At 38.2% G+C, this 23,549-nt stretch carries 21 protein-coding genes; all 21 read right to left on the bottom strand.

The genetic code is table 11. The features are described from left to right. Nucleotides 1–10: 10 nt before the first annotated feature. A complete protein-coding gene (locus P9M13_04870; protein ID MDP8262618.1) occupies nt 11–1,153 on the bottom strand; it encodes an ATP-binding protein in 1,143 nt (380 codons plus the stop codon). Between the two features lie 12 nt (nt 1,154–1,165). Further along, on the bottom strand, nt 1,166–1,390 hold the full coding sequence (locus P9M13_04865; GenBank protein MDP8262617.1) for a MerR family transcriptional regulator: 225 nt from the start codon (nt 1,388–1,390) through the stop codon (nt 1,166–1,168). 184 nt (nt 1,391–1,574) lie between these two features. Next, nucleotides 1,575–2,948: a DUF2252 family protein gene (locus P9M13_04860; protein MDP8262616.1), complete on the bottom strand. Its 1,374-nt coding sequence runs from the start codon at nt 2,946–2,948 to the stop codon at nt 1,575–1,577. 6 nt (nt 2,949–2,954) lie between these two features. After that, nucleotides 2,955–3,365, bottom strand: a complete 411-nt coding sequence (locus tag P9M13_04855; GenBank protein ID MDP8262615.1) for a bifunctional nuclease family protein — start codon at nt 3,363–3,365, stop codon at nt 2,955–2,957. Nucleotides 3,366–3,379: 14 nt separating this feature from the next. Continuing rightward, nucleotides 3,380–4,273 carry a phosphatase PAP2 family protein gene (locus tag P9M13_04850; GenBank protein MDP8262614.1) on the bottom strand — a complete coding sequence of 298 codons (894 nt, stop codon included), beginning with the start codon at nt 4,271–4,273 and terminating at the stop codon, nt 3,380–3,382. 94 nt (nt 4,274–4,367) lie between these two features. Further along, nucleotides 4,368–4,727, bottom strand: a complete 360-nt coding sequence (locus P9M13_04845; protein ID MDP8262613.1) for a hypothetical protein — start codon at nt 4,725–4,727, stop codon at nt 4,368–4,370. A gap of 7 nt (nt 4,728–4,734) precedes the next feature. After that, nucleotides 4,735–4,968 carry a hypothetical protein gene (locus P9M13_04840; GenBank protein ID MDP8262612.1) on the bottom strand — a complete coding sequence of 78 codons (234 nt, stop codon included), beginning with the start codon at nt 4,966–4,968 and terminating at the stop codon, nt 4,735–4,737. Nucleotides 4,969–4,983: 15 nt separating this feature from the next. Continuing rightward, nucleotides 4,984–5,376: a PilZ domain-containing protein gene (locus tag P9M13_04835; protein MDP8262611.1), complete on the bottom strand. Its 393-nt coding sequence runs from the start codon at nt 5,374–5,376 to the stop codon at nt 4,984–4,986. A gap of 35 nt (nt 5,377–5,411) precedes the next feature. Continuing rightward, entirely contained in the window at nt 5,412–5,981 is a 570-nt protein-coding gene (locus P9M13_04830) for a helix-hairpin-helix domain-containing protein (GenBank protein MDP8262610.1), read from the bottom strand. 14 nt (nt 5,982–5,995) lie between these two features. Next, entirely contained in the window at nt 5,996–6,271 is a 276-nt protein-coding gene (locus P9M13_04825; protein MDP8262609.1) for a hypothetical protein, read from the bottom strand. A 26-nt stretch (nt 6,272–6,297) separates the two neighbouring features. Continuing rightward, nucleotides 6,298–8,802 carry a leucine--tRNA ligase gene (leuS, locus tag P9M13_04820; protein MDP8262608.1) on the bottom strand — a complete coding sequence of 835 codons (2,505 nt, stop codon included), beginning with the start codon at nt 8,800–8,802 and terminating at the stop codon, nt 6,298–6,300. Nucleotides 8,803–8,827: 25 nt separating this feature from the next. After that, nucleotides 8,828–9,406 (bottom strand): AmmeMemoRadiSam system protein A, encoded by a 579-nt coding sequence (gene amrA / locus P9M13_04815; GenBank protein MDP8262607.1) that lies wholly within the window; start codon nt 9,404–9,406, stop codon nt 8,828–8,830. Nucleotides 9,407–9,495: 89 nt separating this feature from the next. Beyond that, nucleotides 9,496–10,407, bottom strand: a complete 912-nt coding sequence (gene amrB, locus P9M13_04810) for an AmmeMemoRadiSam system protein B (protein ID MDP8262606.1) — start codon at nt 10,405–10,407, stop codon at nt 9,496–9,498. A gap of 557 nt (nt 10,408–10,964) precedes the next feature. Further along, nucleotides 10,965–11,309: a helix-turn-helix domain-containing protein gene (locus P9M13_04805; GenBank protein MDP8262605.1), complete on the bottom strand. Its 345-nt coding sequence runs from the start codon at nt 11,307–11,309 to the stop codon at nt 10,965–10,967. A 243-nt stretch (nt 11,310–11,552) separates the two neighbouring features. After that, nucleotides 11,553–13,979, bottom strand: coding sequence for a DNA internalization-related competence protein ComEC/Rec2 (locus P9M13_04800; GenBank protein ID MDP8262604.1), 2,427 nt, complete (start codon nt 13,977–13,979; stop codon nt 11,553–11,555). Between the two features lie 24 nt (nt 13,980–14,003). Beyond that, nucleotides 14,004–14,357: a hypothetical protein gene (locus tag P9M13_04795; protein ID MDP8262603.1), complete on the bottom strand. Its 354-nt coding sequence runs from the start codon at nt 14,355–14,357 to the stop codon at nt 14,004–14,006. A gap of 45 nt (nt 14,358–14,402) precedes the next feature. After that, on the bottom strand, nt 14,403–15,221 hold the full coding sequence (locus P9M13_04790; protein ID MDP8262602.1) for a PilZ domain-containing protein: 819 nt from the start codon (nt 15,219–15,221) through the stop codon (nt 14,403–14,405). Between the two features lie 94 nt (nt 15,222–15,315). Then, nucleotides 15,316–16,095 (bottom strand): DUF1571 domain-containing protein, encoded by a 780-nt coding sequence (locus P9M13_04785; GenBank protein ID MDP8262601.1) that lies wholly within the window; start codon nt 16,093–16,095, stop codon nt 15,316–15,318. A gap of 144 nt (nt 16,096–16,239) precedes the next feature. Then, nucleotides 16,240–16,401, bottom strand: coding sequence for a hypothetical protein (locus tag P9M13_04780; GenBank protein ID MDP8262600.1), 162 nt, complete (start codon nt 16,399–16,401; stop codon nt 16,240–16,242). An 89-nt stretch (nt 16,402–16,490) separates the two neighbouring features. Next, nucleotides 16,491–20,099, bottom strand: a complete 3,609-nt coding sequence (locus P9M13_04775) for a UvrD-helicase domain-containing protein (protein MDP8262599.1) — start codon at nt 20,097–20,099, stop codon at nt 16,491–16,493. Further along, entirely contained in the window at nt 20,099–23,341 is a 3,243-nt protein-coding gene (locus P9M13_04770; protein ID MDP8262598.1) for a PD-(D/E)XK nuclease family protein, read from the bottom strand. The genes P9M13_04775 and P9M13_04770 overlap by 1 nt, the downstream gene beginning before the upstream one ends. Nucleotides 23,342–23,549 lie beyond the last annotated feature (208 nt).

Raw genomic sequence — 23,549 nt, 5'->3', positions numbered from 1 at the left:
GTATGGCGACCTATGATCGACACAACACATTCTCTTTTTCCTGAAGAGGCGCCGTTCCCGCACTTACATTCTGACTTCTTATTGCAAGTAATTGAATAACGAATACTGTCCCTCGTTCGGAACTAAATACATTAATTTTCCCTTTATGATCTTCAATGATCTTCTTACATATCGCAAGTCCCAGTCCGGACCCGCTTATTTTCGTGGTAAAGAATGGTTCAAACACTCGGTGTATTTCTTCGCTATTAATTCCTCGTCCGGTGTCAACTATTGATACTTCAATTACTTCAATGTCTTTTTTTGCACTCTCATCATACATTATCTTTACATCACTCGAAACAGAGAGTGTTCCACCATGAGGCATTGCATCAATCGCATTAAGGATAAGATTATTTAGTACTCTCCTGATTTTACCATAATCGGCACGTACCTTCGTATATGTATTATCAACTATTTTTTTTACTCTGATTTGTTGAGTAGATAATTTTATTGAAAATAAATTAAGCGTATCTTCAATCACCTTATATAATTCAATGTCTTCAAGCATAAGGTCTTTTGAACCCGAAAAATCATGGAGTTGCGAAACCATTTCTTCAATTCGCACTATCTCCTTAAGAGCAATCTTTGAAAATGTCTCCCGAAACTCAGCATCGTTATACTTTATTGGAAAGAGTTCCACAAAAGTTTTGAGTGCTACGAGCGGATTCTTTATATCATGGGCAATATGTGCTGCCATTGAACCAATAGTAGCAAAACGTTCCATTTTTTCCACTACGTTATCTCGTTCGATCATATGAGTCTCGTCATGCACGACTAAACAATAGAGCCCACCTTCTTTTAATTGAGGAAAATCATACATGGAACAACTAAGATATTTTTTTACGCCAGCAGACGTCTTGAAATCTATAATAGAGTCTTTTACTAAAACATCGTTAATGATTGCCTGATCAACAACTTTGTGAAAACCATATCCGAGACAACTATAATGCGACTGCAAAACATCGTTATTTTTTACCTTTAATAACTGAGCGCCGCTTTGATTAAGAAACTGCACTATACCCTTTTTATCGAATACTATAACGCCATACTCTTCACCATCAAAAATATCTATCGCAATCTCTTTAACCGTATTTAAATAATTTCTTTTTCCCATTGGGACCTTTCCTCAGAGTAATGTAAGAAAATAATTACGTTCCTTCACAAGCTTGACAACCTTTTTTAGCTGTTTTTCAGTATACACGCGCCACCCTCGACTGTCTCTCGAAGCTTTTGGAATAAGGCCTTTTTTCTCCCATTCCTTTACCGTGCGACAGCTACGATCAACTTCACGTGCCAGATCGGCTATCTTATAAAATGATTTATCTGTTTTCATAGCTTTCATAGGTTTCATAGGTTTTGTATATTGCATGATATTATTATGAACCGATTTTGTCAAGATTTTAATTGAGCCAGTCTGCCAAGAATCTAAATCCTGAAAATTGAAATCCCCTTAAGGGACCGAGCTCATAGATATTTTTCTGAAATTCTTAGGTGTTATTCACGAGATACTAGATACGAAATACGAACTACGGCTTTTAAAGAAGAGGATACTCTTTTAATCTTTTTTTAAACTTATCGTAACTCGATTCAAAAAAGAAAAAGCACTTTTTTGAAAAATTCATGATATCTTTCTTGAGGTTTCCGCTTTCCGATACTTTAAGAATATCTTTCATTATAGTTTTTCTATTTTGCGATGCCCGAACATGTCCCTTTGCAATAAGAGTGGCTGTTACTTCTGCAATGGATAAGATATCTTGATATGAATTTATTTCTTTAGTTTCGAGCTCAGCATAAAATGGCGTAAATTCGCTAACAAAATAATTTTTGTTTTGTATCGTTGTATAGCCGATACAGGGATAAGATAATGACTGCATTTCTGACTGGCCATTATAAACTCGTTTACCATTGTTCGTATAGCTGTCACCATATTCGCCCGCCCACTCAGGGCTGTCCTCTTGTTTCATTTCAAGAATAACATCATCATCCGGACTCATTGACACCCCTTCGATAAGAATCAGATATTTCATCTTTCCGGCGCTCCCTATCCCGCTTTTCCTGTCTAACACAACATCCTTAATAGCATAGAAGGTTGATTCTTTTCTTGCGTTTTTATCAAGAGTACGAATATATTCAGACATAGCCTTCTCAATATGCACATATTGAGGCACTTCAAGAAGTGTTTTGCTTTTAATAAAAATCCTCTTGCCTGACTCATTAATGCGCGTAAATCCGGTCTTTGAAAAAAAGGATTTTCTCGTTATATTTTCAACACCGTCTATTATTTCTCTAATAAGCGCTACAGATGTCCCTTTCTTATAGCTAAAATCGACGCTTATACTCTGGCTTTCAATACCACCTATCGTATCGCTATATGAGCTCACAAAATGAGAGACCACTTCATCCGCTTTAGTTTCCCACCCTTTTTGCTCACATACAATTCTAAGAGATACAGCCGCTCGACGTATATCGAGTATATAGGGTCCCTTGAACGTATCGTCAAAATCCATGAGGTCAAATGAAACAAGCCCATCTTCACTTTTGTATGCTCCACAATTTTCTATATGATAATCTCCGTGTAGCTGGATTTTTTCTGTTGCGCCTGATACTAATGCATCCGAAACACCATGTGACCGGCAATATCGATAAAAGAGCGGAGATGTACCGCGATAAAATGAAAATAGTGACCGGGATATTTTCTTAAATTTTATTTGCGCAACATCAGGAGCATTTGCAATAAGTTCACTATTGCTTTGTTTTATCTCATAAATGGGATCTATGGAAACAGATGCTGTATTCTCTGCTTTATGGACATTACTACCAACACAACCAGCACTTACACAAAGGAGAAACACACTGCAGACTATTGGCATTATATTAGGGGTTGAGAAATAATAATATCTCTTATTCATAATCACCTACATTTCTACATGTTCAACTTTATGTAATACGTCATGGGTTACATATATTTTTGCTTTTTGCTGCAGGGCAAGTGCGATACAATCACTTGGCCGCGCATCAACTTCAACAATTTTTTTCCGTAGCTCGTTTTCCTCTTTCAAAACGAGTCGTGCATAAAATATATTATTGCTTAAATCTGTTATAACTACGTACTGCACGGTAATACCTAATCCAAGAAAAATATCACCGATCAGATCGTGTGTAAGAGGTCGTGGTTTTTTTGTCCCGTCAATAAACATCATTATTGCAGCACCGACATCAGGGCTAACAGCAACAATAAAGGTTTTTTCATTATTCCCCAAGAACAATGCAAATTCAAGTGGTGTCGGAATAACTTTTTTTATTTGTACTTCTATTAGGTCATTCATAACGATACATTCTTTTAACGAACATTTTTTCTTTCATGCCATTTTTGAAATGCATTTATACAGTAAGGATATATAAATCCTACCCAAAACCCCGCAACTGCATATACAACAAGTGTGCGGATATTTAGAGGCCCGGGAATCATTCTCCCAACAAAAAATATAAGTACGCCAGGAACTAGTCCCACCATTGTCCGTATAACTTGATACACAAATGGTGTTTTTTCTGTAAAGCCAATATATCTTTTTTCTAAATATGCACCGACCCCAAAACCAGTTATGATGCCCATAAACATGCCCATCTTAGCAGTGGGTACAGCCACAAAAAGTCCAAGCGGAACAAGCACAAATAAACATATATCAAATATTTTTGAATGCGGAGTCATTTTTATGCGCTCATATATCTTAAAAAAGAATAAAAATAATACGATCGTAAGCGCTCCTAAAATAAATCCTCCAAGAATATCAATGGGATAATGTGCCCCAAGATATAATCGAGATACACTCACAAAGAAAATCATACTCAGAGCACATATAATGAAATACACATTCCTGAACCGTGTCATTAGAAAACCCCAAAATGCAAAAGAACCTTGAGCGTGTCCACTAGGAAAAGAGGGGTCGACCCTGTAATAATCAAAGATAACGCGCACCTCATTAGGATCCGGGCGAGGGGTACTAAGAAAGTATTTTATATATTGATTCGCAAGAACACCTACTATAAACAGATAAAAAATGCGCACAGCAAATCTTTTATCAATACACCAATAAAGGTATACAATAGCAAGTATATAAAAATACTTATAGCCGAACTGCGTTATCCCATAAAAGAAATAATCCAGAAATGGGGAGTGGAAAGACTGCACCCAATGTATGAGAGCATACCCTTCAAGATAGTTTACCAACGACATACTACAACAATAGATCACTTTTTAACCATTCTCCACATCTTATAAGTGAAAACCGTACGCAATAGATTTAAATATGGCATGCGCTTTATCTTCGTTACTTTTTCTGTTTTACAGCATCACCTTCAAAATATATTTTTTCGCTTACATGCACTTCACGCACGCCAAAGGTGTCAATAACACCTTCTCTTACATTGTTCACTGCTTTCCCTACATTTTCTACCGCCCCAAAAGATGCTTTTCCCACACCTACAGTAATATCATGAGCAGCAGCACCTGTCGATTGGGCTGCCCCAACAACAGTTTTACCGGCATGACTGGCAACCTCACCTGTAGACTCTATAGCACCTTGAGCAATTTTCCCCGCATCAAACTGTTCACTTTCATTTGCGTAAGTGCCGGCGCATACGGCAAGTAATACAATAAAAACTGCACAAAACATTATATATTTATTCATAGAATACCTATCTTCCCTGGTCGCTCTTTGTTGTCATTCTTTCGATTTTTTCTTCTAACTCAGCCATTTCTTCACGCATCAGTCTCACCTGTCTTTGCATATCCATCAACACTTTTTTACTGACCGTTACTTTTTTACCTTTTCCGGCACCCTCTTTTACTGCTTCCTTTTCACCAGCGTAGAGTGATGTTGATCCAAGAACCATACATACTATAAAAATTGCAATCATACTTTTTTTCATGGATTCCCCCTTTCATTAAATTATATTTTTTGTTTGCCTGCTCATAGGAGCGTCACTAAACAACGCCAAAAATTGATCTATTGTCTTTTTATATTTTTCCTCAATATTCTCAAACACTATGCCATGCTCATAGTGCGTTTCATCAATTTCGTATATTCTAACTACTCTGCCGGTTACATTCACAGGATGTTCAAATGAAGGAATAGTAAGTTCCAGTTTAAGCAGTGTCGATACAGGGTAACACCGGTCACTTTCAATAAGAATACCGCCAGAGCTTATGTCCTTGCCGAAAACATTTTTAACAGCACCTTCATCTATCGCTTGTTTTTTATTACCACTTCTTGCAGGCCTGCATTTTGCCACAAAACCAAACGGAATCCGTGCAAATTTTCTTTTTTCTTTAAACATATTTCATACACCTCTTTTATATTAATAAAACTAATTTACTCGACAGATATCGCATCTTTTACGCTGCTATATTTCTTATCGCCAATACCTTTTACCTTTTTAATATCTTCGATACTCCTAAAAACCGTATGTGACCTATAAGAAACAATCCTTTGAGCAATTGTTTTCCCAACTCCATCCAATCTTTGAAGGGCCCCTATCCCAGCACTATTAATATTAATTTTGGTATTATCGGCATTATTCTTATGTTTATTGGACTTACTTTTAACAATTATCAAACTGTCACCAGTAAAATGAGCCGTTACATCAAGGCTATCAATATCAGCATTAACTGTAGGAACAGCCTTATTTATAAGATCGATCAGTCTATCTTCTTTTTGGAGAACATACGTCCCGGGATAATACACTTCACCCTGAATACTGACCGAACACACTCCCTTTACTGGACTTGTATCGTTATTTTTATGTTCCTTTGCTTTTACAATCTGCGTTTCACTCTGTGCATTATTACTAAACCACGGCACAAACTTGAGCCCCAATCCAGCTATAAAGACACAAAACAAAACACATAAAACAACTTTTTCTTGTTTCGTTATATGTATCATTTTTGGTGCTTATATTATGTGAACAGTTCAGGATCGCCGCTCATCCCCTCTAACAAATAGTTCGTAACACGACGTATTACTTCAAGAGGCGCTGCTATCGCGCCACCAGCGGTGTTTAATGTTGTTTTTGTCGCACCGTTAAGAATGTCCAGCGTTGTTTGCGCAGCACCTTGGACTATTTCCACTGTTGACTTCGCTGCCCCGCCAATAACATCTGTCACAGGATTAGCATATACACTCCCTGCACATACAAACATCACGAGTAAAACGAGCATTACAGATTTTTTCATAATCCCTCCGGTTAGTATTTATTAATTTAACCTTTAACAACAATATTCACTAACTTCTTTGGCACCGAAATGACTTTCAGTATGTCTTTACCTTTAACATGTTCCTGCACTTTCGCATCCTCTACCGCCATTTTCTTTACTGCATCTTCTTCAGCATCCGGCGCCACAATCAGCCGTGAACGCACCTTACCGTTTACCTGAATAACGATCGTCAGTTCTTCTTTTCCTAATGCCGCTTCAGTATATGCAGGCCACCCACACATAAAGACCGATGATTTTTTCCCTACATGTACCCACAACTCTTCAGAAAAATGAGGAACAAACGGTGAAAGCATTTTTATCATCTTCAGTAATGCCAGATAAAATACAGTCTTAGCATCATCACTCCAAGAATCACATTCCCGTTCACATACTGTTAAGGCATTCAATAGTTCCATGATGCTTGCAATAGCGGTATTAAAGTGGAAGTCCCCTTCCATATCTTTTGATACTTTCTGCACGGTTTCATGTACCATACGGCGCAAGTCACGGGCAGCTTTTTCATCAAGTGTAAACACACTGTCATCAACGGTGTCATCAACCCGTTTCCCCTTGATAGTACCTGCATATTTATCGACCAGCTTCCATACACGCTTTAAGAATCTGTTCGCACCTTCAACTGCACTATCATTCCATTCAGCGTCCTTTTCAGGCGGACCAATAAAAAGCGTATATAAACGCACGGTATCTGCACCGTAACGCGTTATCAAAGCGTCTGGACTAACCGTATTACCTTTGGACTTAGACATTTTCGCGCCATTTTTTATGATCATTCCCTGCGTGAAAAGATTTTTAAACGGCTCATTAAAATCGGTAAGACCGGCATCATGTAGTACTTTAGTTATGTACCGTGAATATAACAAATGAAGTATCGCGTGTTCAACACCCCCGATATACTGGTCTACCGGAAGCCATGCATTAACAAGATCCTTGTCAAATGCCTGCGATCCGTCGTGGGCTGAAAGATACCGTAAATAATACCAGCTTGAATCAACGAACGTATCCATTGTATCGCTTTCACGCCGTGCAGGTTTCCCACATGAAGGACATGTTGTCTCCATAAATTCTTTACTTGAAGCCAGGGGCGACTCACCTTTTGGGCGAAACTCTACATTTTCAGGAAGAAGCACCGGAAGATCTTTCTCAGGTACGGGCACTGCCCCGCAAGTGTCGCAATAGATAATAGGTATCGGCGCACCCCAATAACGCTGACGGGATATCAACCAATCTCTCAGTTTATAGTTCACTGTACGCTTTGCATATCCTTCATCCTCACCATATTTAGCCATTTTTTCTAATGCCGCAGCACTTGAGATGCCATCAAACTGCTCGGAATTAACCATGACACCTTCTTCTTCATGTGCCTCTGTCATAGCATTAGAATCAAGACTCTTATCCTGTTTTTGTATAACAATGCATATTGGAAGCTCATATTTTTTCGCAAACATAAAATCGCGCTGATCATGAGCAGGAACAGCCATCACTGCTCCCGTCCCATAATCCATTAAGACATAGTCTGCGATCCAAAGCGGTATCTTTTCGTTGTTGTACGGGTTAATAACATACTTACCTATAAAAAGACCTGTTTTATCTCTATCTGTCGATACACGTTCGATCTTTGTCTCGGACTTCACTGTATGAATAAATTTCTGCACTTCTTTTTCGTGCTCTGTTCCCTTGACCAGTTTCTCGACCAGCGGATGCTCCGGCGCAAGAACCATATAGGTCGCACCATAAATAGTATCAACACGTGTAGTAAAACACGTAATCGCTTCTTCGGTACCATCTAAACGGAAATGTATTTCAACACCATGACTCTTACCAATCCAGTTTTCCTGCATGAGCTTTACGCGTTCAGGCCAGCCATCAAGTTTTTTAATATCTGCCAGTAAGCGCTCAGCATATTCAGTAATCTTGAAATACCATTGCTCAAGAAACTTTTCAGTCACTTCAGCATCGCAACGTTCACATGCACCTTCAATAACCTGTTCATTTGCGAGAACTGTCTGGCATGACGGGCACCAGTTTACCGGTGCGCGTTTTTTGTATGCGAGCTCTTTTTCAAAAAGCTTCAAAAAGATCCATTGAGTCCATTTATAATAGTCAGGTAAACATGAAGTCACTTCTCTGTCCCAGTCAAAACCACATCCCCAGCTATAGAGCTGTTTTTTCATTGTTTCAATATTGCTTAATGTGCTGGTACGTGGATGTATCCCGCTTTTTATTGCGGCATTTTCTGCTGGAAGACCAAACGCATCCCACCCCATAGGGTTTAGGACATTAAACCCCTTCATGATCTTGTAGCGGGCTACCGTATCACCGATAATATAGTTTCTGCCATGACCGACATGGAGTGCTGCAGACGGGTATGGAAACATCATAAGGCAATAATATTTAGGCTTGTCACTCGATGGATCCATCGTAAACAAACCGTTTTGGGTCCAATACTGTTGCCATTTTGGCTCTATCTCGCTTGGTACATATTCTTTCATATTATTATTTCTCAACTCCTTAATATTACTTCTTAAAATCCTCTTCAGAAAACACGTCGGCAGAAAAGATATATAGATCAGCGCCCTTACTCCACGCATCAGTCGGCAATCCCGCTTTATGACAGAGATTTTCCAGTGTTTCTTTCACATCCCATCCCTGTTCAGGCGCAACCTGCGGTAAAAAGACTCCTTTATTGAGTCCTTTTTCGATGATAACACCATGTTTTCCGATCTCAATTTCATCTACACTTTTAATTTTTTCAGGTACAGTAAGAACAGATATTTCAACATTGATTTTATCGAGTTCACTTTCACTGACCGGTGGAAACCGCCAATCACGACTGCTCGCATTGACCGCATTTTCAATAACACCGGTATAGAGAGGCTTAATTGGCTCGATATACCCAATACACCCTCTCAGGTTATGATTAATTGTTAAGGTGACAAACACACCGCGTTTTTCCATAAGTTCAGGAACACTCACATTTATATGCGGCGCTTTACCGGTTTTCACCTGTGTTTCAAGTGTTTCCCGCGCAATATCGATCAACTGTTGCTTTTCTTTCATTTTTAAATTCCCTGATTTATTTGCATCTTCATTCATAAGAGCTCCTTTCACCTCGCAGGTAAAACAAAAAACCATTACAAAAACACATAAGAATTTCACACTTTTCATGATACTTTTTCCTTCTATTATTTACTAAAAACAATTGAAGCATACCCGACGATACGTCCACTCTTATCACCGGTAACATCACCGGAATTAGCGTATTTCATCACGGTCCCTTTTGATACACCTTCTGATTTGGCTATATACATCAGTATCATAACAGGCCCATACCCGCACATCTCGGTTTTACGGTTTTTTCCATACGATTCAAGCGCGTCAAGATCAAGACCTGCGATGGTATCAACTGCTTTTTTATCCATCGCACACGCCGTTTTATAATCCTTATCATGTGAAAGATCGCATGAGGCAACAATCAGCACTTTCTTTCCAACTGATGCTTTCATGATAGCATGAGCAAGTTTTTCTACTGTTTCTCGTGAGTAATCACCCATCACTACCGGCACAATCTTAAAATCGCCTTTTAACACATGCTGCAAAAACGGTATCTCTACTTCTATTGCATGTTCTTTTCTGTGTAAATCAGGTTCATAAACAAATTTCTCCGGATCACTATCAATGATTTTTTTCGTAAAGTCTTCATCGATATGCGCCATACCAAGAGGCGTTTTAAACATACCTTCTTTGTACACCGATATATCACTAAAACCATATACCGTATGGTTTGGCCCCAATATCACAACAGTATCATATGATTTACCTTGAAGAGGCTTAAACGCATACGCAGCAATTTGTCCTGAATAGGCATATCCCGCATGTGGAGCAACAACACCAACGACAGCACCCTTTATTTTCGGTTCTCCAACATTATCAAGATAACCGTCAATGATCTTCGTGAGCCGTTCCTTATTATACGGATAAAACGCACCGGCAACAGCAGGATATCTCACTTTTTTGCTCTCAGCATGTATCGTACTAACACTCGTAACCAGATACGAGCACAGCAGTACCACTAAAACATGAACCGTTTTATTCATTCCAACCCTCTTATAAATAGCAAATTATATCGTAAAACACTCTCTGCGTCACTAACATTTTGACGTTAAAGGATCTTTCAGTGTTCGGTATTCGTTTTGCGATATGCGCAAAAAAACATAAAAAGCATATTTCTTAGATGGATATTTAAAGTGCCATTTTAAATATTCATACTGCTAAAACAAATATTACAGCTGCCGCCATTTGTATTTATCAACAAGTTACTACTTATACCCGCTACAAAATAAAAGATGCAATATAATTTAAAATTATGCTACCATGCCGTTTGAGATGGATTAATTTGAGTCCTACAGTATTCAGAGAAGGAGAATATAGATTTTATTTTTTCCCCAAGGAGGAGCCTAGAATTCATGTTCATGTTATTTCTCCGGACGGAGAAGCAAAGTTTTGGTTAGAATCATTAATTCCATTAGCAAATTATTCAGGTTTTTCGAAAAAACTATAGAGAGACATAAAAAAGTACCCTTTAACATACAAGTAATAAATTCTATTTGTAATTGCTCGTTTCCAGTCTCACTAAAGATTTGACCCCTTTGACTTACACAGAATGCCAAAACAAATGGTAGCTGCTACCATTTGAGGGTGGAAAGTTTAATCCCCAGTTCATCAGCGATTTCATTTTTGGAATGCCTTTGTCTAACAACAACTGTGCTTTATCTATGACTTCTTTCGTCATAACAGTTGCTCTACGTTTTCTTTCTTTTTTGTAGAATGCCGCTGGACCATTATTTTGATACTTTTTCACCCAGCGTTTCATTTTAATCTGATTAATTCCGAAAGCCTTGTTTATTGCTGATTGCGGCACATTGCCCACAACATACAGCTGAGCCATAAACATTTTAAAGGATTTTTCGTCTTTCTCATCGTGCATAAATAATGGCATTTGTCCGTATCATTTTGAGTAACCGATCAACGGAGTTATAAGTTTTACTTCTTCGGTAAAAATCGGCATGCTCATTTGCGGCATAGCAAATCTCCTTCTGGTTTTAAAGAATCAGGTCTCTTTTAAAAAAATCTTTTATCTGAAATATTTTATCACAAACTATTCGGGGAAACTATTTATTCACAGCTATTTAGGTGAGATTGCTGTGAGTTCCATGTCTGGAGTTCTGAATATTGAAAATATTTACCAGCGGGAATGTGAAGATGTATATTTCCCGTCTTTTACCCGTATGGTAATTGTCCCGTCTTTGTCTGTACGGTAAGCACGTATATTTCTGGACAAAAACAATTCCAAGAGCGTTTTAGATGGCAAGCCATAAGAATTATTTTTACCTACCGTTATAACGGCTATTTTGGGAAGCACTTTTTCATAAAAAACTTCGTTATTAACATTATCTGATCCGTGATGAGGAACTTTTATTATATCGGCCTTGAGATTTTCAGATGTTTTGCACAAATGCTCAATTGCCTCAACATCACTATCCCCACAAAATAGAAATCGTATCCCCTGATACGTAACTAAAAGCACCAATGATCGTTCATTTTCATCCCAACCATCTGTTTCATCAGGTGGTGAAAGCACTTTAATCTCTATATCATCATCAAAATGGATATTGTCCCCTGCCTTTACCACGTGATACGGGATATTGTTATATGCCGCATACGCTTTTATTTTGTCATATTCTGAACACTCATAATCACTTCCATTACCAATTATCATACCGGTTTTATATTTCTCAAGAACACGAAGTGTCCCGCCTATATGGTCTCTATGAGGATGCGTTATTACAATGGCATCAATCTCTTTTATAGTATTTTTTCTCATGTACGATGAAAGTTTTCGTGGTAGCGGTGCATATGGGTAATTCGGACCGGCATCAATAAGCATAAGTTTTCCCCGGGATGTTTTGATCGCCATAGCGTCTCCTTGCCCAACATCAAAGAAAGTGACCTCAAAGGCATTTGACCGAAACAAGACACCTGAGAACATAAAGATGCAAAAAACTATAATGATACTGTAAAGACACCATCTCCTCATTTCGGTAAATTCGAAAACCTTTCTTGGATGCCAATGTGTAAACATCCCTAACACTCCGTACCAGAGGAGTATATCCGGTATTGTGAAATCATAGACAGGAAATGACGCCCACGAAAAACCGGCAAGAAACGTATTCCCAGTGATAAGAAACTGTGCAATATATATAGTTACCGTATTAAACATAGAAGCAACAAACAAGCTGAACTGACCTACAATAATTGATACAAAACAAAGGGGTACAATTGCAAGACTTACAATGCTGGTAACAAAGATGTTTGCGATAACACTTATCGGTGAAAAAACACCAAAATAATACATGATAAGCGGTGCAGACCCAATCCAGGCAGACACGCTTACAGAAAACACGGTTAGGGCGTTTCGCAATAGTGTATCTGTTCTTTTAGGTTTTTCTTTTATATCACACCCGCACACTTTATTGAGATAGTGCTGTATAACCGGGGTCAGCCCGATGATTGAAAGGACAACAACAAATGAAAGCTGGAATCCAATGCTATAGAGATTATACGGATTCCATATAAGCAGCAGAAGAGCAGCGGCTGCAAGTGAGTTAACAATATCTGACTCTCGCTTTATTACCCATCCAAAGAGCACAATAACCGCCATGGTTGTTGCACGCCATACTGAAGGTTTATTCCCAACAATAAGTGCATACAAGACAATAAGCGGTATAGCGATTAATGCCGAATATGCTTTAGGCATACTGAAAAACCGCAGTATTCCTAAAATAATAAGGACAATCAGTCCAATATGCAGGCCTGATATCGCAAGAACATGTATCGTATTTGTCCTCACAAAAGCCTCTCTGAGACTATTACTTATACCTTCTTTATCTCCGAGGATCATTCCGGTAAAAAGACCTTTTATATCACCTGCTGGAATTCCCGCGGTTAAAGACTTTACAATTCTAGCTCTTGTTCGACTAATGATCTGTTCAAATATCGAGGGTATCTTTTTCCCTATTATGCGTATATTCTTTTTGCCGCTTACCTGCATAACATATCCAATACGATGAGACACAATATATTTTTTATATGAAAGTGATGCTATGCTTCCGGAATCAATTCTTTTCAGTTTTCCTTTTACTTCGATTATATCGTTTTTAGCGATCGAAACTTTTTCATTTTCACCGTATATCTTAACTAATATATTTGAAGATACTGCGTATTTCTTACCTGAAATATTTACGTGAGGAATTGTTACAATACATTTCTGCATGGCGTGTTTATTATCGGAGTAAAGAATTTTTTTCTGTATGGTTATCCCTTCTTGAACAGTTCCCGTAACAACGGCTGTGACCTTTTTCCCGTCTGGCAAAAAGGGTGTATCCTGATAGGTCAAATACTGGTTTTTTGCTGTTAGTGCGATCATGCCGCAGAGTATGATGAGCGCATAAAACGCACCCAGTGAAAGATATTTCATTTTTGAGCAAAACAAGATAACTGAACAAAAAACCAAAATATATAAGGGAATAAGTGTTACTAAAGGAAAAAATGATGCAGTAAGTATCCCAACAATAAAAAAGAGTGTAATCAGAACAAAAGGTCGTCGCATAGATTGGTGTGTTACTTCCCGCGGTTATCTTTCAAATTGTTCGTACACCGCCTCGTTTAACGCTTTCCATTCGTGAAGCTCGGTATAGCCTTTACGTATATCATCGTTCCAGTTAATCTGCAGATATTCCCTTTTTATATCAGTATCCCATCCGTATTGACTGTACCGCCAATGAGGATCACTCCATCCTTTCATCGGGGTCATGGTATACATAAGATCTAACGGTAACACTATAAGTGATGTAACGGCATTGACCATACCGCCAAATAAATCTGGTGAGGAAGGCTTTGCTTGTGGGGGTATCTCTTCTGCATGAAGCAAATTGAGCATGCTTACAAAAAAAACCGTAACAACAAATACTGAAAGCATACGTTTCACAAGTCACCTCATAGGTAAGGCACTGTCTCTAGATATTAGGTGTTCTTAACGTTCTTTACGAAAATGCAGGCAATTTAAGAAGTTGAGAATTGATGCCTGATCTTTTTTCTCTATTTTATCGAAAGCGATGCCAACATCGTATAGTTCCTGCTCAACAATCTCTTCTGTTCGGACAACTCTCCCAACGATCTTGATAGGCAGAGCTTCTTTATCTGAAGGAACAACTATTTCAACATTAATAAATGCGCCAACATCATATTTTTCATGTGTCTCAAGCAAAATGCCGCATGCACTGATACTCGTGTTGATACAATATCGCACCTGCCCATTTTCTTTTTGTCTCTCATCAAGCGGGGTATACTTCACAATGAATGTATACGGGACACGAGCATACCGCCTGCGTTCAGGACCTATATATTCTCTTCCCGCTACACCAAATTTGAACTTGTTACGTAACCGTTCGCGGCGCAAGAAAAACTGTATAAATTGTTCAAGTGCAGTCCTATCTTTTTCCTCGATCTTTTCTATCACCACACCGATATTATAAAGTTCTCCGTTAATAACTTCTTCGCACCGTACTACCCGACCGGTAATAGAGACCGAACTAAAGTGCGCAAGGATATGCGCAACATGCATTGACGGTACAGCAGAGATATTAAGCTCAATATCAACTTCTGACCCGATAGGTATTTTGCCTGATGCGGGAAACAATAATCCACCGGCACTGATATCTTTACTGTATGTCGCCCCCAGAAAATTGCTGTGACCCTTTTTTATTTCTTTCGTTTTATATTTAATAACGAAAGAAAATGGTATTCGAACATATTTTCTCTTTTCAATACCGCTAAAGGACATATCATTCATATATTCCTCTTTCCACTCTGTTTACACCTTCATTATACCTTTATTTACATCAATTGTCAATGTGAATAATACTATAGTCGACCAGTAAATACATCTAAAAATTATACTCTTTTTTCCAGGGGTTAAAATCTTCCTTATTCAAACCAACATTAAGCTTTAAATTAAAAAAAGAGTATCGTTCAATAAGTTGATTTTTCCAGTTATAGGCTATTATGCGTATGGGAAGCTTGTTCTGAACATCAAAATACAATTCCAGTCGATGACAATAATACCCTTTATTCTTATCCGGCATTATAAACTCTATCTTATGGGCATGTGTTCCCATAAGCCGTACCGTCCCATAATACTTCTGAGTAAATGTACTGTCTTGAAGTGCCTTTTTATATTCGTCCCTAAACAAATTCAAAAAGAAGCCTATTCCGGTATGGGTAACTGGGTGGCGGTTATCTTTCATTAATGATGAATCGTCCGGGGTGACAGTTATGGTCGGTGTTATAAAATTGATCAACCCACCGAGATGAGCTATGACCTTGTCTTTATTTTTGCCTACAGGATAAATAATCTCCGTATGCTGATTTAAGAGCCCTGGATTTGGCGAAGTAAGCCATTTTAAATAGACAGAATCAGGTTTTGCAAATTTGAGTTCTATAGTTTCTTTTGATCTTAGACGATTTTTAATGCATTCGGTCCTGAGAAGAGTGGCAGTATAATCATCTACCGCGTTATACGCTTGATGGGCATCTTGTATAATCACTTCAATCTGCTCACAAGGATCAGCTGTATCGGCAGAGATTGATGCCGGTATAATACAGAAACATACTGCTGCCCATGTAATCGGAACAATACACAATCGACTAATAAAATGCATTAACATGCTATGCCTAGAATCCTGCAGCTGGTACCGCATTATCATAGTAGAAACGGTCTTCGGGAGGTTTACACCCAGCTAAACATAAAACTATGAGTAATAGTATTAATACTCGTTTCATATATACACCCTCACATTAGATATTTATCTCTAATAACTATTGGCGCGATCAACCATACGTGATACATCCGGGCTCTCGTCTTCACCCTTCTCTATAGATGATTTATCCATAGCCATGCTGTAATATAGCGATTCACACCCGCACATCATTACACACAAAACAAATACATATATACATACAATTTTTTTCATAAATCCTCACTGAACATACGAACTATATCACGGTAAAAGCATTAATGTCAACAACCTAACCATACGCAATCAAGCTATGAAACAAACATCTACTTCGCAGCACTTATACTGAAATCGCCTTCTGTAATCTTTGCTTTATACCCCACGTATTCTTTTTCGATTGCATTAATAATATCATTTGTCACAGGAACTGATCTGGATTCTTTAAGCACTGCAAAATAGATTATAAGCGCCTGAGGTACCGATTTCATAATACTCCTGAATGCATTCGCATATAACAGCAGTTGAAAAGAATAGAAATCTACTTTTTCATCGATTTGATCATGAGTAATATTATTTGTTTTATAGTCTAAAATAACCCACCCTTTACCTTCTTCATAGTAGATAAGGTCAATCACACCCCGCATGCTTGTCCCATCCATAATATATACAAACGGGACCTCACGATACACCCGCCTACGCTGGGCACTCTTTGCAATCACCGTAAAAAGGTCAGTTTGTGTAAATACATACACCAACTCGTATAACTCCTTTATGTCACGTTCAGGAATATCTTCTTTTAATAACGAACATACTCTTTTTGTTTCCTCTAACACATCCTGTGCGTTAAAATTAAAGATCCTCATAGCAAGATGGAAAAGCTCTCCAAACTCATTTCTTGCAATACGCTCATCATCATATTCAAGAACAGGTGCTTCCTCAGACTCTTTATCTTCGTACACATGACTTTGTTTCATGAGTTCGTACGAAGAAAAATAGTCTTCGGAATTTTTTCTGTATTCACACAGGGGCGTTACCGAAAAATCCATTTCAGGATAATGTTGCCTCTGGGATATGATTTTTATCTCGTCGAGTATTCTTTTTTTCTCTTTTATAGCGATCTGGGCAATTTGTTCTTTAGTGGCTTCGCCATCTTCATATATTTTCGTGTCTACATTATCAACCCCAGAAATACATTCACTCGTAGAATCATGAGGCACTGCAACTCTATCGTGATCATATGTATATTTTATTGAAAACCCGTTATTATTTTCTTTGTCTTCTCCTTTAAGCAACAAGCTTTTTTTTCGTATCCAGTTCATGTACGAACCAAGCCCGTCGTATGATAAAGCCGCTACCTTTTCGTCCTTTACCCTGCCATTAACGCCAGACAAAATAAGGTAGTCACGTGCACGTGTTAACGCTACATAGAACACCCTTTTTCGTTCAGCACTCTCTTCGCTATCATCTACCGTTTTATGATGCCGTGTGGTTAAAGTGTTTCTTGTTTCCCCTTGGCTATTTCGTGCCTTTATCCCTACTTCACACACACCATCAACAACCATGCATGATATAAAATCTCTTCCTGTCACAGGAAATTGTCTCCCCATATCAGCACATACCACTACGGGAAACTCCATACCTTTTGCTCGATGTATCGTACATAATTTTACAGAGTTTTTCCCTTCCTCAAGCTCAATTTGTGCTTCCGGTTCCTGCACTTCCTCGCTACTTAACTTTTCTATATAGGTAATAAACTCCCCTAAGGTAAAACAGCCTTTTTTCTCAAATTCCCATGCTTTTTCAATTAACTTCAAAATATTTGCATACCGCTTTTTGCCGTCAGCCAGCGCCATAACTTTAATATCATAGCCTGTGTCAAAAACCACTTTTTCAAGCAGCTCGGGAATGGGCATAATATCTTTAATACGCACCATTTCATTAAACATCCCCATAAACCGCTTTAGGTAACGCCGCTCAGTATCATTCAAAATGTCAGTATGCGCATCTATCACTGTGTTAAGCGATTCATAGAAGGGATGCGCAGTTTTATCCCTATAGTGCTGCCGATCATGATTCCTTATAGTGAAAAGCGCATCATCGGTAACATGCACCATGGGTGATTTCAATACTGCCGCAAACTCACAATCCCTATATGGATCATCAAGAATTTTAAGGTAATTAAGACAATCCCTCACTTCCTGACAGTCAAAAAACTTTCCTCCTTTAATAACATAATATGGAATATGTGCTTGTTTTAAAGCGTTCTCATAAAAAAACACTTCCCGTAGAGACGGAAAAAGAAGCGCTATGTCCTTATACTGAGCTGGACGCATTATATATTTCTCCGAGGAAACATTCTCTTTCACAAGAACCTCTCTACGAGTGATAATCTCCTTGATACGCGAAGCAATACACCGGGCTTCTTTTTCTCGTGCAGTGCTGTCATCCTGTTCGGTCGTATCACCGTTATGCTCCGTATCTTTTTCTCCCGTACTTGTTTCATTGACTACCTGTATAATCTCAACATCATATTCATTGCGCACATTCTCCGGATATGAAGCTTTCGCATCAACAGGCGTATAGTCATCACCGAGAATATCACCAAACATATAATCGTTGAATGCTACAAGAGATTTTCTTGATCGGTAGTTTTCATCAAGGGGTATATACGCCCCCTGCTTCTTATCAACATAATCACTCACCATTTTATCAAAAGACTGTACATCAGCGTTTCTAAACCGATAAATTGATTGTTTCTTATCACCAACAAAAAATAACGCGTTATTAGCTGATATACCTTTTATGATGTCTAACTGAACAGGGCTTGTGTCCTGCACCTCATCAACAAAGATATAAGAAAATCTATCTGTATATGATTTAACGACAAATTCTTTTATAGGGGTATCCTGTTTCATAAGAATGGCACACCACCACAGAAGATCATCAAAATCAAGCACATGATTAGCCTTTTTCTCTTCTTCGTAACGGACAGCAAACTCTTTTAAAAGCGTAACGAAACATTCCTTGTACTTTTGGGTACATACCTCATATGCACAATCAAAAAACTCTGGCAAAACCACATCTTTAAACTCTGAGATATACTCACCCCAGGGAGCTTTCTTAACCCTTTTTGTTATCCCTTTCGCTTCACGCGCAATAGTATCTATACGTTTCATTGTAATGTCACCTGCAGTACTAACATCTTTCATGTCTTGTTTGATTGATTGCATGTGCATATGTGCATCACGTAGTGATGGGCTTGCATTATCATCGGGCGTTGACGGACATTGGTCGAGATAGGCTTTAAACTTATTAATTAATGTAACACATTCAGCATCTTTTACCGGAACCTCAAGACATGCAATATCTATCTCATGTGACCTGGCCTTTGCATATATTTCTTTTAAGGCACTGGCGGGATCCTTATCATAGTACTGGCTCAAAAAATCCATAATAGAGGGATCTGACAATCGCTGAAAAAAAAGCGCATTAATCACTCTTTCCATAAGAATAGTATCCATACCAATCGAAACTATTTCAAAATGCGGTTCAACACCAACTTCGAGCGGATTTTCTTTTAGTATGCGTGATGCGAAAGAATGTATTGTTCCTATATATGCGTTTGAAAGACCCGTTAAGAGATCCTGATATCGTTTTCTTTCATTTTTTTTCTCTGAGATCGCCAGCCGCTCAAGCTCTTTCCTCAAGCGTTCTTTAAGAGTATGTGCGGCTTTTTCGCCAAATGTAATAACCAGCATATTGTCAAACGTCACACGGGGATCATGCTGTAAAATATAGAGTATCCGTTGCACAAGAACTGTTGTTTTTCCTGCACCGGCAGATGCGGTAATACACATATTTTCGTTGAGCTCTTTACACTCAATTATCTTCTTCTGCGTCTGAGACCGTTTGTATCTGCTTTCAAATATTTCCATTAGATATATTCACTTTTCTTTTTAATCATTTGCTTGTTGTTCTGCCACCGGTCAATTTTTTGTTTTGTATACGGATATCTGCATATATCATTCCATGAACACATATTGCATGTTCCCGGATACGGGTTAGGGGCAATCATGCCCGAAGAGATATCGCTATGATGCTCTTTAATGTATTTGAGGGCAATTTCAATATATTCTTCATATCTTTGGCTCATTTTTGTTTGCTTTTTACCAGACAATTCAAATCCTTGGTCAGTATACATTCCATTACGCACACCAGTTTTAAGATTATAAATTTCCCCGCCTGCACAGTGAGCATCTTTTATCTCAGGTATCGCAGCCCCATCAACAGCCATAATATATATGGGTATTTGTAAATCTACCCCGTCACGGACATCTTTTGGATTCCATTTCTTAGCCCCTGTTTTATAATCTACAACTATAGTTGTGTTCGTATTATCAAATCGGTAGAGATCTACGCGATCAATAGTTCCCCGAAGGTTTATTCCATCGACAGTCACATGAAACTCTCTTTCGAAAAGTATTGGGCGCATATGGGGTCTATTTTGTTCACAAAGATATTCATGATCAATGTAATCTCTAAGCACTCTGCGCATATATTCGGTTGCAATAGCTTGGTCAACATCACTGCCCTTTATAGCCGCTTCATTGTCCTTTTCCACAAGCACATCTTCGAGCACACACATTATCTGATCACATACAGCTTTTTTATCGCTATTTTTCTTACCAAAATACTCATCTAATCGCTTGCCGTTTAAAGAATCATAGAATACCTTTAATGTTTCATGAATAGCAGTACCAATCCCCGCATAATCTATGCCAAAAGAGTCTTCTTTTAAACCAAGGATATAGCGCAAGAAATACTTATAGGGACACCGCGCAAATGTCCCCAGTGCTGAAGGGCTGAGTGGCATCTGTGCATTTTTAGCACAAAATGTTTTGGCATTTCCTGAAAGAAGAAACGGATAAAAAGAATATGCACTGAATCCTGTTTTACAATCTAATCCATAGTTTTTCGTAATATTGAAATGAGCATATAATTGCTCAGCGACAGCATGCCCAGCAGTGTCGTCCTGAGCATCTTTATGCGACATGACATATACTGACCGTTTAATAAGATCCCGTTCGCATACCGCCTCAGAAAAAACCGGAATGATACTCCCTACATCTTTTTCTTTTTTACTAATTGTATGTTTTTCATCCGGAAACAATTTTTCAACTTCCCGCACAAAAAGTGATGGCATGGCAATATTTCCGTCACGGTCAAATTTTGGATATGAAAGATATAATCTTCGTGACGCTCGTGAAAGAGCCATATAGAAAAGATATCGTTCACCTGCACAACGATCAGGTATCCTGAGTTCGAAAGATCCGGGCACTATGCTATTTAACATATGGCGTTCACTGTCTCTTAATATTGGATCTTCAAATATCTGTTTCGGAAACCCTTTTTCTAGAAGACCTCCGATAAAAATAACCCTGTATTCTTTTTGTATAGCTGTTGCAATATCATAGACCTGCACCTTATTGCGATTATTGTCCCGAAGAGAATATAAACCTGCTTCAATACCGCCAAGCATAAGTTCATAAAATCGCTTGCTGGTTTTATTAATAATACCCTTATCATATTGCCCAAGATTGCAAATAATGCCGCGTAGTTCTCTATAGGCAATATTATCTTCTCGTTCAAACAAAAAGAGCGGATCAGTCCTTATCCGCGACGTGTTAGAAAAAATCGTATACTTGTCTATAAATGCTGTAATTATTAGTCCCATATCATGGTAACTAGCTGCCTTCTCAATATCGACTATTATGCGGCGCACAATTTCAATATACTCTTTAACGACCGACGGACAATCTTTCATATCATTTAAGGCCAGGTATTCATCTCTGTTTTTACGTGGATTTTTATTGATATATTCATTAACAATCTTACTCTCTCCGTCCGAGAAAAATGAGAAGTAAGATGATTTCAATGCTTCCCCGATATGATCTTGAGGGTTTACATTAAGGAAAAACTGTATGAGATGAATCACATTCTTTATAAATGGATTCATATTAAGTTTTCGGCGCTCATGTATTTCAACCGGTATGTCGTATTTTTTAAAGACGGTGCGCACCTCATTGTCAAATCCCATGAGTGACCGGAATAGAATACAAAAGTCAGTGTATCTCAACTCTTTTAAGCCGACTTCATCCGGATGCTCTATTAAATACATAATTTCCCTTACGATCATTTCAAGCTCGCCGGAAACACCTGTTGCCTCGAATATTCGTATATCTCGCGAATCACACATCGGGATAACATCGTCTTGCGAGAAAATATGTTTTTCAAGATGATCCAATGAAGGACTGTAAAACTCTATAGGCTTTTTTTTGTACTCTATTCGTTTATTTTTCCCCGAGAGTACTTTTTCTTTAAAACCATACCCTGTACTCAGAAGCAATTCTCTTGTCGCATTAACATAGGAAAATAAGCCGGGACGATCACTATCTATTGTAAGTGAAACTATCACTTCGTTACACATGCGCGAAATCATTTTTATCAGCTCGCATTGAGCAGGTGTGAAATGATAAAAACCGTCAAAGATAATCAGATCAAATAAGTTTTTATTGGCGGGCTTATTCTTTTTCTCTTCTATATACCGACGTATACCGCTTGCATAATCACATTTCTTCCCGATCATGTTTTGATACAGTTTATATATAAGAGAAATATCATTCAGTTTCGTACAAAGCAGAGGATGTTCTTTTTTAGAAATACAAGCGATCAACTTTACAAAATCATCATATTCAATAAATGACGTTTTTAACTCTTTTATAAAGTTACTAACCAATTCAGGGAACCCTGCAAGTGTTCGTGCCTGATCATAGTACGTAAGCGGTATTGAATGATCCTGACTTATTGTATGTATAAAATGTGTCCGTAACACATCGTTTACCATTTCAGCATGACTGCCAATGGTCTCTTGGTTAACGAAATCATTTATTGTAATAACCTGTGGGTTAAATACGCCACATTTTTGTTCTTTCGCATCACTGCCAAGAACTTTTATTATCCGTTCAGTAATCCAATAGGCATGTTCTTTTGTCGAAAGAATAAAATAAGATTTATTCTCTAATCCACTGTTTGTTTCATTAAACACTCGGGCATATTGCTCAATCAGATGTGTGGTTTTCCCCCTTCCAGCAGGTGATGTAAGAAGTGTTTTTTTCATAATACGCGGTTACCGGTTATCGGTTTGCGTTATGCGCAGGAAAAGGGGACAGTCCCCTTTTCCTGTTATTGTTATACCATACAAGCTTCAATGTATAGTATCAAAATAATAATTTTAATTGGGAATAAAAATCTAACATTCATCCTCTCTTCGCGCACAGCTAAACGAACACCGAGAACCGTTTTTTACAAGATATTATATTGACATA

The sequence above is a fragment of the Candidatus Ancaeobacter aquaticus genome (assembly GCA_030765405.1).
Classification (GTDB): Bacteria; Auribacterota; Ancaeobacteria; order Ancaeobacterales; family Ancaeobacteraceae; genus Ancaeobacter; species Ancaeobacter aquaticus.
The sequence above is the reverse complement of the archived record's forward strand: the minus strand, read 5'-3'. Positions and strand labels throughout refer to the sequence as shown.

What these genes read in the sequence shown, in the direction of transcription:
- P9M13_04770 (MDP8262598.1), bottom strand. Translation starts at nt 23,341, where the DNA reads ATGAAAAAAACACTTCTTACATCACCTGCTGGAAGGGGGAAAACCACA.
- P9M13_04840 (MDP8262612.1), bottom strand. Translation starts at nt 4,968, where the DNA reads ATGAAAAAAAGTATGATTGCAATTTTTATAGTATGTATGGTTCTTGGA.
- P9M13_04835 (MDP8262611.1), bottom strand. Translation starts at nt 5,376, where the DNA reads ATGTTTAAAGAAAAAAGAAAATTTGCACGGATTCCGTTTGGTTTTGTG.
- P9M13_04845 (MDP8262613.1), bottom strand. Translation starts at nt 4,727, where the DNA reads ATGAATAAATATATAATGTTTTGTGCAGTTTTTATTGTATTACTTGCC.
- P9M13_04790 (MDP8262602.1), bottom strand. Translation starts at nt 15,221, where the DNA reads ATGAATGATATGTCCTTTAGCGGTATTGAAAAGAGAAAATATGTTCGA.
- P9M13_04800 (MDP8262604.1), bottom strand. Translation starts at nt 13,979, where the DNA reads ATGCGACGACCTTTTGTTCTGATTACACTCTTTTTTATTGTTGGGATA.
- P9M13_04775 (MDP8262599.1), bottom strand. Translation starts at nt 20,099, where the DNA reads ATGGAAATATTTGAAAGCAGATACAAACGGTCTCAGACGCAGAAGAAG.
- P9M13_04825 (MDP8262609.1), bottom strand. Translation starts at nt 6,271, where the DNA reads ATGAAAAAATCTGTAATGCTCGTTTTACTCGTGATGTTTGTATGTGCA.
- P9M13_04870 (MDP8262618.1), bottom strand. Translation starts at nt 1,153, where the DNA reads ATGGGAAAAAGAAATTATTTAAATACGGTTAAAGAGATTGCGATAGAT.
- P9M13_04855 (MDP8262615.1), bottom strand. Translation starts at nt 3,365, where the DNA reads ATGAATGACCTAATAGAAGTACAAATAAAAAAAGTTATTCCGACACCA.
- amrB (MDP8262606.1), bottom strand. Translation starts at nt 10,407, where the DNA reads ATGAATAAAACGGTTCATGTTTTAGTGGTACTGCTGTGCTCGTATCTG.
- P9M13_04785 (MDP8262601.1), bottom strand. Translation starts at nt 16,095, where the DNA reads ATGTTAATGCATTTTATTAGTCGATTGTGTATTGTTCCGATTACATGG.
- P9M13_04865 (MDP8262617.1), bottom strand. Translation starts at nt 1,390, where the DNA reads ATGAAACCTATGAAAGCTATGAAAACAGATAAATCATTTTATAAGATA.
- P9M13_04860 (MDP8262616.1), bottom strand. Translation starts at nt 2,948, where the DNA reads ATGAATAAGAGATATTATTATTTCTCAACCCCTAATATAATGCCAATA.
- P9M13_04830 (MDP8262610.1), bottom strand. Translation starts at nt 5,981, where the DNA reads ATGATACATATAACGAAACAAGAAAAAGTTGTTTTATGTGTTTTGTTT.
- amrA (MDP8262607.1), bottom strand. Translation starts at nt 9,406, where the DNA reads ATGAATGAAGATGCAAATAAATCAGGGAATTTAAAAATGAAAGAAAAG.
- leuS (MDP8262608.1), bottom strand. Translation starts at nt 8,802, where the DNA reads ATGAAAGAATATGTACCAAGCGAGATAGAGCCAAAATGGCAACAGTAT.
- P9M13_04780 (MDP8262600.1), bottom strand. Translation starts at nt 16,401, where the DNA reads ATGAAAAAAATTGTATGTATATATGTATTTGTTTTGTGTGTAATGATG.
- P9M13_04805 (MDP8262605.1), bottom strand. Translation starts at nt 11,309, where the DNA reads ATGCCATTATTTATGCACGATGAGAAAGACGAAAAATCCTTTAAAATG.
- P9M13_04850 (MDP8262614.1), bottom strand. Translation starts at nt 4,273, where the DNA reads ATGTCGTTGGTAAACTATCTTGAAGGGTATGCTCTCATACATTGGGTG.